11 protein-coding genes are annotated in these 18,211 nt (G+C 31.5%); 1 reads left to right on the plus strand and 10 read right to left on the minus strand.

What is annotated here, in order from left to right; translation table 11 throughout:
* Positions 1 to 90 precede the first annotated feature (90 nt).
* Positions 91 to 1,209: a DNA polymerase III subunit beta gene (gene dnaN, locus IEW41_RS00490; RefSeq protein WP_188604379.1), complete on the plus strand. Its 1,119-nt coding sequence runs from the start codon at positions 91 to 93 to the stop codon at positions 1,207 to 1,209.
* A 79-nt stretch (positions 1,210 to 1,288) separates the two neighbouring features.
* Here the strand turns inward: dnaN and IEW41_RS00495 are convergent, their stop codons facing one another.
* The 10 genes from IEW41_RS00495 to IEW41_RS00540 form a co-directional block, all read right to left on the minus strand.
* Positions 1,289 to 1,627 (minus strand): DUF4870 domain-containing protein, encoded by a 339-nt coding sequence (locus tag IEW41_RS00495; protein WP_188604380.1) that lies wholly within the window; start codon positions 1,625 to 1,627, stop codon positions 1,289 to 1,291.
* A gap of 88 nt (positions 1,628 to 1,715) precedes the next feature.
* Positions 1,716 to 2,720 (minus strand): LacI family DNA-binding transcriptional regulator, encoded by a 1,005-nt coding sequence (locus tag IEW41_RS00500; protein WP_188604381.1) that lies wholly within the window; start codon positions 2,718 to 2,720, stop codon positions 1,716 to 1,718.
* A 74-nt stretch (positions 2,721 to 2,794) separates the two neighbouring features.
* Positions 2,795 to 3,754 carry a T9SS type A sorting domain-containing protein gene (locus tag IEW41_RS00505; protein WP_188604382.1) on the minus strand — a complete coding sequence of 320 codons (960 nt, stop codon included), beginning with the start codon at positions 3,752 to 3,754 and terminating at the stop codon, positions 2,795 to 2,797.
* Positions 3,755 to 3,777: 23 nt separating this feature from the next.
* A complete protein-coding gene (locus IEW41_RS00510) occupies positions 3,778 to 4,539 on the minus strand; it encodes a glycoside hydrolase family 16 protein (protein ID WP_188604383.1) in 762 nt (253 codons plus the stop codon).
* On the minus strand, positions 4,539 to 6,839 hold the full coding sequence (bglX, locus tag IEW41_RS00515) for a beta-glucosidase BglX (RefSeq protein ID WP_188604384.1): 2,301 nt from the start codon (positions 6,837 to 6,839) through the stop codon (positions 4,539 to 4,541). The genes IEW41_RS00510 and bglX overlap by 1 nt, the downstream gene beginning before the upstream one ends.
* On the minus strand, positions 6,839 to 8,515 hold the full coding sequence (locus IEW41_RS00520; protein ID WP_188604385.1) for a family 16 glycosylhydrolase: 1,677 nt from the start codon (positions 8,513 to 8,515) through the stop codon (positions 6,839 to 6,841). The genes bglX and IEW41_RS00520 overlap by 1 nt, the downstream gene beginning before the upstream one ends.
* Positions 8,516 to 8,530: 15 nt before the next feature.
* Positions 8,531 to 10,585 (minus strand): PKD domain-containing protein, encoded by a 2,055-nt coding sequence (locus IEW41_RS00525; protein WP_188604386.1) that lies wholly within the window; start codon positions 10,583 to 10,585, stop codon positions 8,531 to 8,533.
* A gap of 11 nt (positions 10,586 to 10,596) precedes the next feature.
* Complete coding sequence (locus IEW41_RS00530) at positions 10,597 to 12,060, minus strand: RagB/SusD family nutrient uptake outer membrane protein (protein WP_188604387.1); 1,464 nt, start codon at positions 12,058 to 12,060, stop codon at positions 10,597 to 10,599.
* A 6-nt stretch (positions 12,061 to 12,066) separates the two neighbouring features.
* On the minus strand, positions 12,067 to 15,093 hold the full coding sequence (locus tag IEW41_RS00535; protein ID WP_188604388.1) for a SusC/RagA family TonB-linked outer membrane protein: 3,027 nt from the start codon (positions 15,091 to 15,093) through the stop codon (positions 12,067 to 12,069).
* 241 nt (positions 15,094 to 15,334) lie between these two features.
* The gene (locus IEW41_RS00540) at positions 15,335 to 18,148 is read right to left on the minus strand and encodes a helix-turn-helix and ligand-binding sensor domain-containing protein (protein ID WP_188604389.1); all 2,814 of its coding nucleotides are present in this window, start codon (positions 18,146 to 18,148) and stop codon (positions 15,335 to 15,337) included.
* Positions 18,149 to 18,211 lie beyond the last annotated feature (63 nt).

The raw sequence follows: 18,211 nt of genomic DNA on the forward strand, positions 1-18,211 counted from the left end.
CGTTGTTAATAAGTTTGTTTTATAAAACAAGACGTTTGAGATATATTTGTAAGACTAATATTATCATAGTAAGATTATAAAAAAATATAAATGAAATTTATCGTATCGAGTACATATTTACTTAAGCAACTACAAGTTTTAGGTGGTGTTATTAATAACTCTAACACCTTACCTATTTTAGATAATTTTTTGTTTGAACTAAATGATTCAAAACTTACAGTTTCTGCTAGTGATTTAGAAACTACAATGTCATCAACTATAGATGTAGAAAGTACTAGTAAAGGAAGCATTGCATTACCTGCAAGGCTATTATTAGATACACTTAAAACATTTCCAGAGCAGCCTTTAACTTTTGTTGTTGAAGACAATAACACTGTAGAAATAAGTTCTAATCATGGTAAATATGCTTTGGCTTATGCCGATGGCAATGAGTTTCCTAAGGCTGTTGCTTTAGAAGATCCAAGTACTACAACTATTACTGGAGATATTTTAGCTACAGCAATTAGCAAAACTATTTTTGCAGCAGGAAACGACGATTTACGACCTGTAATGAGTGGTGTGTTTTTTCAGTTTTCAACAGAAGGATTGACATTTGTTGCTACTGATGCTCACAAGTTAGTAAAATACACTCGTGAAGATGTAAAGGCAAGTCAGGTAGCAGAATTTATTATGCCAAAAAAACCTTTAAATCTTTTAAAAGGTATTTTAGCTGGAAGTGATGATAATGTAACTATTGAGTATAATGATAGTAATGCAAAATTCACGTTTGAAAACTCTGAACTGGTATGTCGTTTAATTGATGGGAAGTATCCAAACTACGAAGCTGTTATTCCTAAAGAGAACCCAAATAAATTAACAATAGACAGAACACAGTTTTTAAACTCTGTACGTCGTGTTAGTATTTTCTCTAATAAGACTACACATCAAATTAGATTAAAAATTGCAGGAGCAGAACTTAATATTTCAGCTGAAGATATAGATTACTCAAATAAAGCTGAAGAGCGTTTAACTTGTGATTATCAAGGCGACGATATGCAAATTGGTTTTAACTCTCGTTTTTTAACAGAAATGTTAAATAACCTAAGTGCTGACGAAGTACAATTAGAAATGAGTTTACCAAACAGAGCAGGAATTTTAACTCCGATAGATGGTTTAGATGAAGGTGAGCAAGTTACTATGCTTGTTATGCCTGTAATGCTTAACAATTAAAAGATTACTCTTTAATATATAATTAAAAACGCTCACTTTTCAGTGAGCGTTTTTGCTTTATCTCAAAATAACTATATAACTAACTAATAAAACTAAAAGATAAAGGGTATTTTGGTGTTTCTCCATTACTTGCCTTAATAGCATTAAGTATTGGGAAAATTATTGCTATGATTCCTAAAGCTATAAATCCTAAAAGCCCTAGTCCGAATAATAAAATTAAAGGCACACAAATAATAGCATATACTATTAAACTTAATTGAAAATTAATGATGTTTTTACCGTGTGCATCCATTTGATATACTTTTTCCTTTTGGGTAACCCAAAGAATAAGTGGTAAAATTAAGCTCCCAAAACCAGTAAGCAATGTAACTAATTGACTTAGGTGTGTAATAACGATTAATTGTCTGTCTTCTCTCATGATGATTATATTTTGATGATTGATGTACTTATATGACGCGAAAAAGACAAAAATGTTACAATATGTAGCAAAAATGAATAATCAGAATTTATTTTGTTGTTCCTCTCAATTCTAAAGTTGTATTAATATGTTTAGTTAAATGCTGATTTTGATTTCCATTTTCTATTCTATTAATCAACATTGTTACAGATGTTGATCCAATATCTAAAGCGTGTTGTGAAACAGTAGATAATTTTGGGTCTGTAAAAGGAAGTATATTCTCATCTGAAAACCCTATTATAGATAAATCTTCAGGAATTTTATATCCATTTTTTAATGCTTTATGTAAAGCAACTACTCCAGATGTATTATCAATAGATAGAACTCCATCTATATCATTATATTGTTGAAAAAGTTGGTTTACTTGAGTCTCAATTTCATTATTATTTATATAAATAACTTGAGGCTTATTTGTGTATGATTTAGCTTCAGAAATAGCCTTTAAATAACCATTTACTCTTAATTTTCCAACACTCAATTCTTCTATATTACTTAACAATACAATGTGCTTTCTCCCTTCACTCAATAAATGTTGTGTGGCTTTATATGATGCTTCAAAGTCGTCAATAATAACCTTATCACATTGTATTTTATCTGACACCCTATCAAAAAGTACAACAGGCAAATTTTGCTTTAAAATTTTATTTATGTGATTATTTTCGTCTCTAATTTGTGTTTCTTCAGCAATAGACATTATAAACCCATCAACACTTCCATTGCCTAATACGTCTATACTTTGTAATTCTTTATCAAAAGACTCATTGCTATTACAGATAATAATATCATATCCCTTTTTTGTAGCCTCTTTTTCGATACCTAACAGTACTTTAGCAAAAAAATGATTTAGAATATTTGGTACAATAACACCTAGTGTTTTTGTTTTATTGTTCTTTAAACTTAATGCTACTTTATTGGGCTGGTAATTTAATATTTTAGCTAACTCTTTCGTTCTTTTTATAGTATCTGCACTAATTTCTTGGCTATCATGTAGCGCTTTTGAAACAGTAGATACAGAGACATTTAATTGTTCTGCTAAATGCTTTAAGGTTACCATATATTATTATATTAAATTAAAAAGAGTGCATCCTTTAATAAAGATACACTCTTATATATTAAATTAAAAGTTATTTAGTTTTTAATTAGTTTAACTGTGTTTACACCATTATTATTAGAAATTCTAGCAAAATATAATCCCTTAACTAAACTAGAAGCATCAATATTAACTTCGTTAGTATTTGGTGAAATTGTTAATACAAGCTTACCTAACATATCATATAAATCAATTTTGATTATGTTTTGATTATTAGTTTGCAATGTCCATACATTTTGAGTTGGGTTTGGAAACACTTTATAGTTAACCGTTGAAAATTCATTTATGCCTAAAACTTGTGGCTGATTCCAAACATAGCTAACATTTTTATCTCCATCTACTTTAATGTACCTATTAGTAAAAGTACCGTCTGTTGAAGTTTGCAAATCTCCAGGATTAAATGTTTCTTGATCATTCCATCCATCAACTGTAAATTTAAACTGAAATGCTTTTTCATCAAGAGGCAAAGTAACTCCCCAAATGCCACCACCTAAATCCGTTAGAGCATTACAAGCACCACACCAACCATTCCATTCTCCATTTATATATACTGTACCTAATGTTCCTCCATAACCGTTCATATCAACACTAAATGTAACGTTATGGTTTGGATCTATACCATCTGTAGCCTCTGCACAACCATTAAATGGCGCAGTAGCTAATACTTGATCTGCTCCAGAAACTACTAAGCGTCTATTTGTATTACCGTAATTTGTAATAGTACAAACATCACCTTGAGTAAATGTATCTTGACCAGTCCAATTATCATATGTAAATTTATATTCATGTTCACCATCAGCAATTGGTAATGTTACTTCCCATATGCCGCCTCCCATATCTGTTAAAGGGTTTGAATCTCCACTCCAACTATTAAAGCTGCCACTTATATAGGCTTGAGTAAAGGTTTGTCCAGACATATCAACACTAAACGTAATGTTGCTTTGCGATGTCATCAAAAAAGTTGATAACATGAAAATTAAAATGTAAATTTTCTTCATAATTGTTTATTTATTAGTTAATATTATTCTTTGTATACTTTTACATAATCAATGATAAACTCTTTTGGAAAAATTGAATCATCTACTTCTGGGCCTCCAAAGTTCCCACCTATTGCCATATTTAATATGATATAAAAAGGCTTATTAAAAGGCCATGTTCTCTCATTTTTAATTTCGGGAGAAAACGTGTAAACTAATTGATCGTCTATATAAAAAGAAATTGAATCTTTAGACCAGCTAGTTTTATAATTATGAAAGCCTTGTTCTATATCTTTATTAGTTGTTATTTTAGTATTCTTTGAATTACCAAAACTGTCAGGTGTGTGCAAAGTTGTATGTATTTCATGTGGTTTTTTACCAACATACTCCATTATATCAATTTCGCCGCAAGCTGGCCAAGTATTAGTGTCAATATCGTTTCCTAACATCCAAATTGCTGGCCAAAGCCCTTTTCCGATAGGTAACTTTGCTCTTACTTCTATTGTACCATATTGAAATTCTACTTTTCGTTTTGTTGTGATACGTCCTGATTGATATTTTGCATCATTTTTTGTTGCTGTAATAGTTAAAAAACCATTGTTTACTGTTACATTTTCTTTAGTATATAACTGTCGTTCATTATTTCCCCAACCACAGAGTTTTGGACAACCATCACCTAACTCATAATTCCAATAGCTTTCATTTAATTGAGTGCCATTAAAATGCTCTTCAAAAATAACGGGATTAGTTTCTTGACCTGATGCAAGAATTGAAATGCTAAATACTATGTAACACAGTTTTTTCATTATTTCAACTCAAATTCTTTTTCTAAAACAGTTTTAGAGCTTCCGCCAACAAAAACTTTAAATTCACCAGGCTCAACTATAAATTCTCCTTCATTTGAATAAAATCCTAACTCCTTTTCAGTTAATATAAAATCAAAAACTTTAGTTTCGTTAGGATTAAATTCGGCTAGCTCAAATCCTTTAAGTTCTTTTACAGGACGTGTTACGCTTGCATACATATCTTGTAAATACAATTGAATAACTTCTTTACCTTTTAACTTACCAGTATTAGTTACTGAAACCGATATTTTAACCTTGTTTTTTGATACATTGGTTACTGATAAATTTTTATATTCGAAAGTTGTATAACTCAATCCATGCCCAAAAGGATATAATGGGCTATTATCTTCGTCTGAATAATGAGACCAAAACACAATATCTGGAGCAGGCATAACTGGCCTTCCAGTATTTTTGTAATTATAATATATTGGCACTTGACCAACACTTCTTGGAAACGTCATTGGTAATTTACCACTTGGGTTATAGTCACCATACAGAATTTGAGTAATTGCATTACCACTTTGAGTACCTAAATGCCAAGCTTCTACTATTGCAGGAATATTTTTATCAGCCCAATTAATAGTTAATGGTCGTCCATTATTAAGGACTAAAACTATATTTTTATTTACATTATAAACTGCTTCTAACAGCTCTTGCTGAACTCCAGGCAGCCCCAATTCTGTTCTACTACGACCTTCACCACTTTGTAGACCGTGTTCTCCTAAAACCATAATTACAATATCAGCATTTTTTGCAACAGTAATTGCTTCACTAAATCCGCTTTTGTCTGTTGTATTTATTTTAAGTTCTGAAACAAATTCTGTTTTACCAATTGTTACATCTGCACCTTTAGCATAAGTGATTTTATTACCACTATACTTTTGCATGCCCTCTAAAACTGACACCGCAGTACTATCGTCTGCAGCAATTCTCCAACTTCCTAATGGGCTAGTCTTATCATTGGCTAAAGCACCTATGATGGCAATTTTTTGACCTTCTTTTTTAAGCGGTAATAAACTGTTATCATTTTTAAGTAAAACGATAGATTTTTTTGCCATATCTAGCACTGCATCTTGAATAGCTTGCTTTCCTATAGTTTCTTTTTCTCTATCCTCATCACAATACTTATATGGATCATCAAACAAACCAAGTTCAAATTTCACTCTTAAAATTCTTCTAACAGCATCATCAATTACTGACTCTTTAACTTTTCCTTCTTTAACTAATTTTGCTAACTCTTCAACATAGAGATATGATTCCATATCCATATCTGAACCTGCATTAACTGCTATTTCTGCCGCATGTTTACCATCTTTTGCATGTCCATGAGCAATCATTTCGGTTATAGATCCCCAATCTGAAACCACAAATCCGTCAAATTTCCATTTATCTTTTAAAACATCTCTTTGTAAATAAATATTACCAGTTGCAGGAACTCCATTTAGTTCGTTAAAGGAGTTCATAAAAGTTCTTACACCAGCTTCTGTAGCAGCTTTAAAAGGTGGAAAAATTATATTGTTTAATGTTGATGTTCCAACATCGACTGTATTATAATCTCGTCCTGACTCTGCAAATCCGTAACCAGCAAAATGTTTAGCGCAAGCTGCAATTGTATAATGTTTAGATAAATCATCTCCTTGAAATCCTTGGACTCTTGCAACAGCAATTTTGCTTCCTAAATAGGTATCTTCACCAGCACCTTCCATGACTCTTCCCCAGCGAGCATCTCTTGAAATATCTACCATTGGTGCAAACGTCCAATTTATACCTGCAGCCGAAGCTTCTTCAGCAGCAACTTGAGCTGATTTTTTTATAGCCTCTAAATCCCAACTAGCTGACTCTGCTAATGGTATTGGACTTATTGTTTTATAACCATGAATAACGTCGAAACCAATAATTAGCGGAATTCCTAAACGAGATTCTTCTACTGCAATTTTTTGGACAGCTCTAACATCTTTAACTCCTCTAACATTTAACATTGAACCAACATAACCTTTACGTAAGTGGTCATATTTTTTAGATTCACCATCTGCAGGAGAAGGACCTGTAAAATCCCAGAAGCCATTGTACTGATTCATCTGGCCAATTTTTTCTTCTAAAGTCATTTCATTTAAAAGTGCAGTAACTTTATCTTCGATATTAGAATACTTAAGATAAGATTTAGTATCATCTGTTAATAAATCTGAAGATGTACCTTTTTTACAAGAAACACTTACCAATAAGCACAGTAATAAATAATATTTTAGTTGGTATAATTTCATTATTGATAAACTCTTACATAATCTATTTCCATAGTAGATTGGGTAAACCCACTATCTATTGCTCCACCAAAATTTCCACCCATTGCTACGTTTAGTATTAAGAAAAAGTTGTGATTAAAAGGCACATTAGTATTGTTAGTAAAAGTGTGAATAGTAGTTCCATCTACTTTAAATTCGATGGTTGAAGCTGACCATGTGACTTCGTAAATTTTAAATTCAGTTGAGACATTTGGTACAACTATACTATTTCCATTACCATTACCACCAGAATTTCCTGGATAATGTAAAGTAGAATGGATTCTATTTTGATCATTTCCAACATGTTCCATGATATCAATTTCTCCACAAGCTGGCCACCCTACAGTATCAAAATTTGAACCTAGCATCCAAATAGCAGGCCAAGTGCCTCCTCCTGTTGGTAGTTTTGCTCTTACTTGTACCTTTCCATATTGAAAATCGAATAGATTTTGAGTTTTTATTCTTGCCGATGTATAATTGCTTCCCATAAATGATTCAGCTTTGGCAGTAATTTTAAGCAATCCATTCTCTACAATGATATTATCAGAGTTATCTGTATAGTATTGTGCTTCATTGTTTCCCCATCCGCCATCACCTGTTCCTAAATCGTAAGACCAATTTCCAGCACAAGGAGCTCCATCAACATCAAACTCATCTGACCAAATTAATGTTGAATTATCACCTGTACCTGTGTTTCCTGAATCGCCAGAACAATCAGCAGAATTACTGTAAGGGTCATTAGTTGTAAACTTTAAGTACCAAGCTAATTGAAATCCGCTTGGCTCTGTTTGAACAACTCTTACATGTAAATTTGTTTCTGTAATAGATAAAATTTCAAATTCATTATTTCCTAAATAATAACTCATAAAGCCATTATTTGTAACCGAAAATGAAGCTTGCGTAGATATAGTTTCATCAATTCCTGAACTTGAAGGCAAAAATGATACTGGCTTCACACCTGAAGCGTCATAAGGGTAACAAGTATCTTCATTAGGATTAGGTTGTCCTATGGCATCTAGCACTTCAAATCTGTGAAAGTAGGTATTTCCGTTATTGTTTAGCTCTAAAGTAACATTCTCTGATGCATCTTGAGCAAAAACCAATCTATCTTCATATAAACAACCAACACTCTCTTTTTCAAAAGGTGATGCTGCATACCAAATTGGTGCAACATCATCTAAAGGTCCAACACCTAAATGTGCCGTAACTGAAGCATCCCAATACCAAGTTTTATTAGAAGATGCTCCTCCTGTTAGCTTATTTTTTATTTCTATTGGATTAAATGCACTAAACACATCTAATGTTATAGACTTTGAGGTTGTTAAGCCTCCTGTACCAGATGCAATTACAGTTACCACATAATTATTTAAACCATTTTGAGTAAATCTGTGCATTTTTTCACCTGAAGGTGCTAAAATATTACCTGTACCATCTCCAAAATCATATCTGTAAGTTATTGCTTTGCTTGCGCTAGCTGTAAAATTTACAAATCCAGAACCGTCACCATATGGATTAGCTGCGTCCTGTCCTACAATTTCAAAAGTAAGCTCTAAATTTGTTGGCGCAACAACATCTCCAAATTCTTGATCTTCATCTTGACAAGTATATAGCAACATCATCATCAAAACGGAAAAACTAATTTTAAGTATTTTTTTCATAATTATCATAGCCATTTATATTCTTATAAGTTTGTAAGTCCAAAACACTCCAGAACCAGATTCTATTCCTACACTAATTGTGTTACTATCTATAAAAGTAACATTATATGTTATTGAACTTGGCACTGCTACATTAGGTAGTTCACCTGCATTATTAGCTTTAGGCAGACCTATATAACTTCCTGTTCCATTAACAGTTATTGTACCAGCGGCTTGGTTATTGTTAAATGTATAAGCTGATAAACCATTATGAGGTGCAACTGGAGTACCGCAAGCATCACCTCCGCCTTGCCAGCCTTCAATCCATGATTGTGTTCCTAATACGTTTTTAAATGAGCCATCTGTTCCAAAAATATAAGTATCATTAAAATAACATGCTCTAGCTGTAACTCCAGCTGCATCAATTGACCACCAATCACCGCTTCCAGGACTTGGGCCAACTTTTAATGAACCTGGCTCTGATGCCATTTTCCAAATTCCATGAATAGGAGTTGTTGGTGTTGTATCTCTAACAAGTTTATAAGTCCAAAAAACTCCAGAACCCGCTTCAATACCGACAACCATAGTATTAACATCTAAAAATGTTACATCATAAGTAATTGAGTTTGGTACAGCAACATTAGGAAGTTCACCAGCATTATTAGCTTTTGGTATTCCTATATAAGCACCTGTTCCATTAACTGTTACTGAATTAGTAGATGTGTTATATGTATATGTAGCAGGAATTGATCCATTATATGGTCCAACTGGAGTGCCACAATTATCGCCACCACCTTGCCAGCCTTCAATCCAAGTTTGTGCACCTAAATTATTATTAAAAGCACCATCTGCAGTAAATATAAATGTGTCATTAAAATAACAGGCTCTAGCAGTTACTCCTGCAGCATCAATTGACCACCATTCACCACTTCCAGGACTTGGACCAACTTTTAAAGATCCTGGCTCTGAAGCCATTTTCCATGTACCAACTATATTAGAGGTTGAAGCAACTGGAGTAGATAAATTAATATCATCAAAATAATACATATTACCATTTCCAGGGTTTCCAAAATCGAAAAACAAAACAATTTTATGATACTCTTGAGAAAGGTCTGAAGAACTAAAATCAAATGTTAATGTTTCCCAAGCGTTTGCTACTGTATTTGTAACATCAACCTCAGCAGATATTGAGCCATTTGTAGCGTTTTCTAATTTAAGCTTAACTGTAATACCACTTACTGGAGACCAAACATTTACTTTTAAATTGTTTAGAGTTGAAAAGTCTATTGGGTCGTCTAATTGTAAAAAAGTTCCACCCCAAACTTCTGCTCCTACTGGTTTATTTGACCTACCTACCATAGCGCTTGTATTACCTCCAGACATATCAGGATTTGTAACAACAGAAGATGCTACATTGCCAAAATCAGTAAAAGCATAATTAACTGTTGCATCTTCAAAACTAATTGGCAATACTATTGGATTAACAATTGTTATTGTTTCGGTATATTCTGTAGTTTCTGAACCACCACTGTAAGCAATTACTCTTACAACATAATCACCTACATCTGAATATGTATGAGTTATGGTTTCTCCCTCCATAAACATTACTGGAGTTTCATCAATAACATCACCAAAATAAACTTCAAAATAAGCTTCTAAATCTGCTGTTGCAGATACATTAATTGAAAACACATCACCTTGAACAGGTTCTATAGTGACCACCAGGTTTTCTGGAGCTAAAAATGATACTGTAAGCTCTCTAGTAACTGTGGTTTTAAGTCCATTAATACCAATAGCTACAATTGTAACCGTATAAACTCCTTCTGGATAAATATTAGAAAGTGTTTGCCCAACTGAAACCACATCAAAATGATTTGGTTCATCTCCATAGTATACTTCAAATGATACTGCTCCTTCTCCATTAGGAGCTATGGTTACTAAACCTGTATTATCTTGAGTTATACTAAATACTGCACTGACGTTTGCAGGTGCTAAAATTTGATCTACAAAATTTGTGTCTCTATCTTCGGTTGTACAACCTAAATAAGATAACACAATTAAGAAAACAAATAAACTTTTAAAACTTTTCATAGTTATGTTTTTTAATATCCTGGATTTTGTTCCCATTGATTTCCTGCTAATTGAATTTCTATAGATGGTATAGGAAATACTTCATTTTTACCAGCTTGAAAGCCATCAATTTCATTAGCTGCTCTACCTGTTCTTACTAAATCGAAAAAATGATGCCCTTCTCCAACTAACTCAACTCTTCTTTCATGATAAATTGCTGTTGTTAATGTAGCGCCAGACGATGTTACATTATTAGTAGTGTTTCCAAAAGCACGTTCTCTTACTCTATTTAAATAAAATCTTGCGCGCGCATCATCTATATTTCCTCTATTAAGAGCTTCGGCAGCCATAAGCAATACATCAGCAAAGCGAATAGATCTATAATTATTTGGATTAGTAAGATTAGCATCACCTGTATTTAAATCTCCTTGACGAGCAATATACTTTCTATTGAAATAACCTGTGTGTTCATAGCCTGTACTAAAAGTAGCTCCAGTATTAGTTGCCCAAGTATTAATATCTAATATTGCTGTTTGTAATCTATTATCACCATCTTCAAATTCATCAACAACTTCTTGTGTTGGCACATTAAAACTAAATCCAGACTCAAAAACAGGTCCTGCATAATTTCTTATTCCATTAAATCCTACTGCTACATTACCTTCACTACATTGTAAACAACCAAAACCTGCACCTTCAATATCGGTATATTGTACTTCAAATACAGACTCTATATTATTTTCGTTATCGTTTTCAAACATTGTACTGTAATCTGTTAATAAATCATGCGGACCATTATTTATTAAATCTTCCAATACATTTGCGGCCTCTGGAAATTTATTCTGATATAAATAAACCTTACCTAATAAAGCTTGAGCAGCTCCTTTAGTAACTCTCCCTTTTTCAGCTTGAATATAAGGTAAGTTAGAAGCAGCATAAATTAAATCGTCTTCCATTTGAGCATAAATTGTTGCTTTTGATGTTCTTGGCAACGTGTATTGATCTCCAAATAATATTCGTCTATCAACTACAAAAGGCACATCTCCAAACCATTTAACTAATTCGAAATAATAGTATGCTCTTAAAAAACGTGTTTGTGCAATAACACCTTCTTTTCCAGGGAAATCAGTTTTATCTTTAAACTCCATGATGTAGTTAGTACGATTAACACCACTATACATCCAACCCCAAATATCACGTAGTTGTTGATTAATTGGTGTATGAACCATATCATCAATTTCTTGTATACCTGGCACATCGATAGCACTTTCGCCACCAGCCAATGTATTATCTGATGCAATTTCTCCAAGCATTACATTTAAATATGTAGATTGTAACATATCGTAAGCAGCAATAAGTGCACTTTGATAATCTTCTTCAGTGTTGAAGAAATCTTCAGAATTTTGATCTTGAGAATCGACATTTACAAAATCATCACTACATGAAAAGATGATGAGTAATGCGATAATTGCGTATTTAAATTGTATTCTTTTCATAGCTAATTAAAATTTTAAATTCATTCCTAGCAAAAATGTTTTTGGATTTGGGTAAAACCCATAATCTATTCCGCCTCCAATTGGCTCGCCTGTTGAAGCTGTTGGGTCGTATCCTCTGTATTTGGTTAGAGTAACTAGGTTACTTGCAGAGATATAAAATCGTAGTTTACTTATTTTAGAGTTTTCTAGTACTTTATCTGAAAACGAATAGCCTAATTGTACATTTTGAAGCCTTATAAAGCTTCCATCTTCAACAAAAAAGTCTGAAAATAAACTATTAGAGTTTGCGCCTGAAGTAACTCTTGGAAATGAATTACTTGTTCCTTCACCAGTCCAACGATCTAAATAATAAACACTTCTATTTGTTAAGGCTTGGTTTCTTTCATAATTTCTAACAATTTCATTTCCTATTGAAGCGAATGCATAAGCAGCAAAATCGAAGTTTTTGTAATCTATTGACAGATTTATTCCCATTGTAGCATCAGGCAACGGATTACCTATGTTAGTTTTATCGTCATCATCTATAACACCATCTTCATTTATATCTACAAATCGTAAATCACCAGGTTGTACATTATTATTAATTGTTGGATAATCATCAATTTCATCTTGATTTTGGAAAATTCCATTAGTTACAAAACCTCTAAAATAACCTATAGGAAAGCCTTCTTCCATTCGAGAAGGAGGATCTTGACCTACACCAAACGAACCACCAGATAGAAAATCTCCATCTGCACTTACAGACACAACATTGTTATCTAAAGTTGATACATTATAACGTAAATTAAACTTTAAATCATCATTAACTACTTTAGTATACCCAATTGAAAATTCGAATCCTTGATTTTCAACTATTCCAGCATTTACTACTGGTGCTCCAGAGCCTGGAGCTGTTGTTCCTAATAATCCTGAAACTTGAGGAACAACTAGCAAATCTTCAGTTCTTTTTTTGTAGTAATCAAAGGTTATATCAATCTGATTTTTAAAGAAATTTGCATCTAAACCAACATCAAATGTTTTTTGCTTTTCCCATCGTATTTCTGGGTTAGAAACTGCTCCAATGGCAGTACCAAAAACTAATTGATCATCAATTACATAAGTACCTTCTCCATTTAATAAAGAAACAAATCTAAAGTCTGGAATTCTGTCATTTCCTAATATTCCATAAGATGCTCTAAATTTTAAGAAGTTTAATACATTATTATCTTTTAGGAAATCTTCTTCAGAAGCGACCCAACCAATTGACCCTGAAGGGAAGTAACCAAATTTATTATTTGGACCAAACTTGGTAGAACCATCACGTCTAACAACACCTGAAACTAAATATTTTCCTTTATAGTCGTATTGCATTCTTGCGAAGTATGACAATAATCTTGAATCGAATGTTGCATTTCCGTTTGGATAAATGTTTTGCACACCTGATGCCTGCTCAATAGTTGCATTAGCTATATTGTTATCGGGAACGTCGAAACCAACAAAACCGCTAAACTCTCCTGTTGTTTTAAAAACTGACGTTCCTAAAAGTATGTTTACATTATGAATGTCATTTATTTTGTTTTCATATTTTATAAATGCATCAAATGTATAATCTCTAAAAAAACTTTTAGTTTCTACAACTTCACTTCTGTCTTTATTAAATACTTTTCCACTTCCGTAAAAAGCAACTGGACTAAACACATGGCTATTTACTTTTGCATAATTAAATTGATAATTTGCTTGTGCAGTAAAGTGGCTGAAAAAATTATATGATAGACTTGCATTTCCACTTATTTTATCAACTTGTCCTCTATTATATGTATTTTCTATTTGCGCAAGTGGGTTAATAACCTCATTACCTAGACCTTCAGCAATTGTATAATCTCCATTATTATCTCTTACCTGAAATGTTGGAGCCATATTTAGTGCATTAAATAAAACAGAACCTAAACCAGTTTCTGACAACGTTTTTCTGTTTGTATGCATAAAGGTTAGTCCTGCATCTAACTTAAAGTTTTCTAAAAAGTTTAAACTGTAATTACCTCTATTAGTAAATCTAGTAAAATTGGCTTTTTTACCACCCACAATTCCATCTTGAGTTAAAAACGAAGAACCATAGGCATAAGTAGAGTTTTCACTTCCTCCTTTAATAGTTATGGCATTATTAAAAATTGGTGCATCTTCAAAAACTTTATCTTGCCAATCTGTACCTTGACCCAAGTCTAAAACATTGGTAAATACTAATGCTTGACCATTGGCTGCGAAAGCTTCATTAACTAAAAGAGCATATTCGGTTGCGTTTAACGAAGGTATTTTTCTAGTTGTTTGTTGAAATCCTGCAAAAGCATCATACTCAACCGTTAGAGGCATATTTTTTCTACCAGACTTTGTTGTAATTAAAATAACACCATTTGCTGCTCTAACACCATAAATACCTGCAGTAGCATCTTTAAGAACATTAATAGTTTCTATATCGTTAGGATTAATAACACTTAAATCTTCTACAACATTCCCATCTACTAATATTAAAGGTCTGCTATCTCCATTAGTTGATACTCCTCTAATACTTATTGTAGAAGCACTACCAGGTGAACCTGATTGTGATGTAATATTAACACCTGCCATTTGCCCTTGAAGAGCTTGCTCGATACGAGATGGTTTTAAGGCTTCAATTGTTTCACTGGAAACTACAGCTACTGATCCTGTTATTTCTTTTTTCTTTTGAGTTCCATAACCAATAACTACAATCTCATCAAGTTTAGCTATATCTTGTTCTAACTTAATGTTTAAAACATTGTTGTTACCAATTACAACTTCAAAAGTTAAATAACCAACATAACTAAAAACTAATGTTGATCCATTAGGAACATTATTTATTTTAAAATTTCCATCGAAGTCTGAAACTACACCTTGACTTGAATTTTTGATGAATATGTTTACTCCTGGGATTGGAAATCCACTATCTTTATCTTGAACATTACCAGAAATTTCAAAATTTTGAGCTTGAATGGTTGAACAAAATAGTATTGCTAAAAATGTGCAAAGCGTTAGTCTCATAAAAATTGCATTTTACTTTTTCATAAAATTACTTATATGAATTGTGAAATCGATAAATTTGACCTCAACAAAAAATATACATAATAAAAAAATGCGGTTTTTTTTATGAAAAACTCATTAAAGCATCGATTAAATCTAGATTTTACTATTTAAAATAGTTGCAAATACGATAAGTTTAAACCTATCTTTAAAATAAAATGTTGTGGTAATGTATAGTTTAAATTAACAATTGTTGAGGCGCTTATATTTCTAGTATATAATTTGTTAAGCTCGACTCGTGTGGCAAATTCATTTTTTTACGCAAACGATATCGTTTTACCTCTACACTTCTTGTTGAAATGTTTAACAATGGAGCTATTTCTTTTGATGAGAGGTTTAGCCTAAGATAAGCACATAGTCTTAAGTCGTTAGGTGTTAACGTAGGATGTAATGCTTTTACTTTTTTTAGGAAATCCTTATCTGCATTATTAAATGCTTCTTGGAAAAACTTCCAGTCATCTGTATTGTTTAGATTTTTATCAATAATTTTTATGACAGGCTTTAAATTTTTACTACCATCTGTACCTTTAAGCTCTTTTTTTACATTGTTTAAAAACTCGTTCTTTTTAATTAAACTCATTGTAGATATTGCTAACTCTCTATTTTTACTTTCAATATCTTGTTGTAGTTTTTCGTTTTTAAAACTCATTAATTGCTGTTCGTTTTCTAATTTTTTGAGCTCTAATTCTTTTTGTGTTTTTTCTAATAACTTTTCTCTTTGTTTCTTATAATAACGTTTATATATGTTATGCATTAACAAAGAAAATAACAATACTGATAGAATATAAACAACTATCATCACACTAGTTAAATACCAAGGCTTTTCGATTGAAAATTTATAACTAGCTGTGTTGGCAGTTAATGTATTACCTACTCTAGCTCTTACATTAAATGTATAATTACCAAATGGCAGGTTTTTAAACAACTCACTAGAAGCAGTTGACCATTCACTCCAATTATTATAGATACCATCTAGCTTATATTGGTATTCGACTTCTAAATATTTATCAAACTCTGCAACACTATATGTAAATTCTATATTGTTCTCATTGTTTTTAAAATCTCCTAATTTACTTTCACTTATTAATATACTTGACTGATTTAAAGTGCTTTTAGCAATTGTATTAATTTTTATTTCATATTTTTTATCATTAAGCTTATCTAAATCGATGATAATAAATCCTTCTGAAGTACCAAATAAGTACTTCTGTGCCTCAATGTGTGAAACGCTTTCATAACCTGTCATTCCCTTACGTAATGAACTAGGTAATGATATTCTATTAATTTTTGGTGTTGAACTTAGTTTTCCTTGCGAGATATAGTTTATTCCTTTATCAGAAAAACTCCATAAAGTATTTGTATAGTTATCTATAATAAGTTTTCCTGATGTATAACCTTGATCTTTAAATACCTTACTATAAATTGAATCTTTCTGAAAACTATTTTTTTTGCTATTAAACTTATATATTCCATCTTTATAGGTATATAATATATCATCATTATATTTCAACAAACTAGAATGAAGTCCTTTTTCTGCTGAGGATTCTTTTACAATAGTTAAGACTTTTGTAAACTCTTTATTGACTTTTAATTTAAAAACTCCTTTGTATTCATGGCTCACAAAAATTTCATCATTATTAAAGCGCTCGAAATATTTTGATGAATTATCAAAACCTTCAATCTTGTTTTTAAATTGCCAATTTTCACCAACTTTCTGTAGAATATTAAGACCGTTATAATTGCCCTGAAGTAATAAGTTTGGATTCTCTTCAATTGGTTTTATATTCCAAGTACCTTGGACATTACTTATCTTATTTACAGTATCATCATTAACTATAAATGTACCATTATTATGTCCGCAAAATAATGTGTTATTAATACTTACTAAACACCAAACCTGTCCGTTAGTGCCTTTAATAAATTTAAAGCTATTGTCTGAATCTATTTTTTTATAAAACAACCCTTGATTTGTACCTAAATAGAGATTGTTATTAAATACTGCAGATGCATAAACGGTTCCAATTTCTCCTTTATCATCATTATAAATGCTAAATGGAGATGTAATATTTATACAATTAATTCCATTATCTAAACCTAGCCAAATATTTTGGTCTACATCTTCAAAAAGTGATAAAACTGTATTATTATTTAAACCAGAGGTGCTATTTATTTTGTAATTAATCTCACCTTGAGGTGTTAAGTGAATTATTCCGTTAGAAATTGTTCCTAATGTAAAACTATTATCTTTTAATTTAATACTATTGTATACACTTATATTAGATAGTAAACTGTTTGCTGGAATATCCCACTTTATCAAATTATTTTTCTCAAAAATATAAAAGCCATCTTGTCTTGTTTCAATAAGAAGCTTGTTATTATGATTAAAAATATTAACGACTTCATTGTTTCTAACTATGACATTATCTGTTATGAGTAATTCTTTTCCGTTTTGGATTTTATAAATACCATCATTAATTTTTTGAAAATATATACTCTCATCAACTTTATATATTTTAGTAATTGTTGTTTCAGAATCAATAATTTTATAATCATTGGTTTTAGTGTTATATATGTAAATTCTATTTAAAGAATGAAATAAAACCCAATCATCAATATCTATAATGCTCCAAAATTGCTCGTCTTCAATTAATGGTATATTAAGGCTTTGTGATAATGATTTATAATCTAATATTCCAATATCATTACGTTGCCAGTAACCAAACTCCATATAACACCCAGTGTAAATTCTGTTATTAACAACATTAACAGATCGCATTATGGTTTGATTTGGAGATGGATAAAGCTGCCATTTTGCGCCATTAAATTCTAATAACCCTTTATTATTAGCTATATAAATATATTTTTCTTTTGATTGAGAAATTGACCAATTCTGATTTTCGGCTCCATATTGTTTAGGTAAGTAAATTTCAACTGGAGGTAGTTCTTGTGCAAAATTTTGCAAGAATGTTAAGCCAATAAAAAATACAAGGCCATTTTTTAGTAAAAACTTATGCATTACAGTGTTTTATACTGCAATATACAAACTTTGTATAGTTTATTATAATACAGTATAACAACT

It is taken from the genome of Aquaticitalea lipolytica, from assembly GCF_014641635.1.
Lineage (GTDB): Bacteria > Bacteroidota > Bacteroidia > Flavobacteriales > Flavobacteriaceae > Aquaticitalea > Aquaticitalea lipolytica.

What these genes read in the sequence shown, in the direction of transcription:
- dnaN (WP_188604379.1), top strand. Translation starts at nt 91, where the DNA reads ATGAAATTTATCGTATCGAGTACATATTTACTTAAGCAACTACAAGTT.
- IEW41_RS00495 (WP_188604380.1), bottom strand. Translation starts at nt 1,627, where the DNA reads ATGAGAGAAGACAGACAATTAATCGTTATTACACACCTAAGTCAATTA.
- IEW41_RS00500 (WP_188604381.1), bottom strand. Translation starts at nt 2,720, where the DNA reads ATGGTAACCTTAAAGCATTTAGCAGAACAATTAAATGTCTCTGTATCT.
- IEW41_RS00505 (WP_188604382.1), bottom strand. Translation starts at nt 3,754, where the DNA reads ATGAAGAAAATTTACATTTTAATTTTCATGTTATCAACTTTTTTGATG.
- IEW41_RS00510 (WP_188604383.1), bottom strand. Translation starts at nt 4,539, where the DNA reads ATGAAAAAACTGTGTTACATAGTATTTAGCATTTCAATTCTTGCATCA.
- bglX (WP_188604384.1), bottom strand. Translation starts at nt 6,839, where the DNA reads ATGAAATTATACCAACTAAAATATTATTTATTACTGTGCTTATTGGTA.
- IEW41_RS00520 (WP_188604385.1), bottom strand. Translation starts at nt 8,515, where the DNA reads ATGAAAAAAATACTTAAAATTAGTTTTTCCGTTTTGATGATGATGTTG.
- IEW41_RS00525 (WP_188604386.1), bottom strand. Translation starts at nt 10,585, where the DNA reads ATGAAAAGTTTTAAAAGTTTATTTGTTTTCTTAATTGTGTTATCTTAT.
- IEW41_RS00530 (WP_188604387.1), bottom strand. Translation starts at nt 12,060, where the DNA reads ATGAAAAGAATACAATTTAAATACGCAATTATCGCATTACTCATCATC.
- IEW41_RS00535 (WP_188604388.1), bottom strand. Translation starts at nt 15,093, where the DNA reads ATGAGACTAACGCTTTGCACATTTTTAGCAATACTATTTTGTTCAACC.
- IEW41_RS00540 (WP_188604389.1), bottom strand. Translation starts at nt 18,148, where the DNA reads ATGCATAAGTTTTTACTAAAAAATGGCCTTGTATTTTTTATTGGCTTA.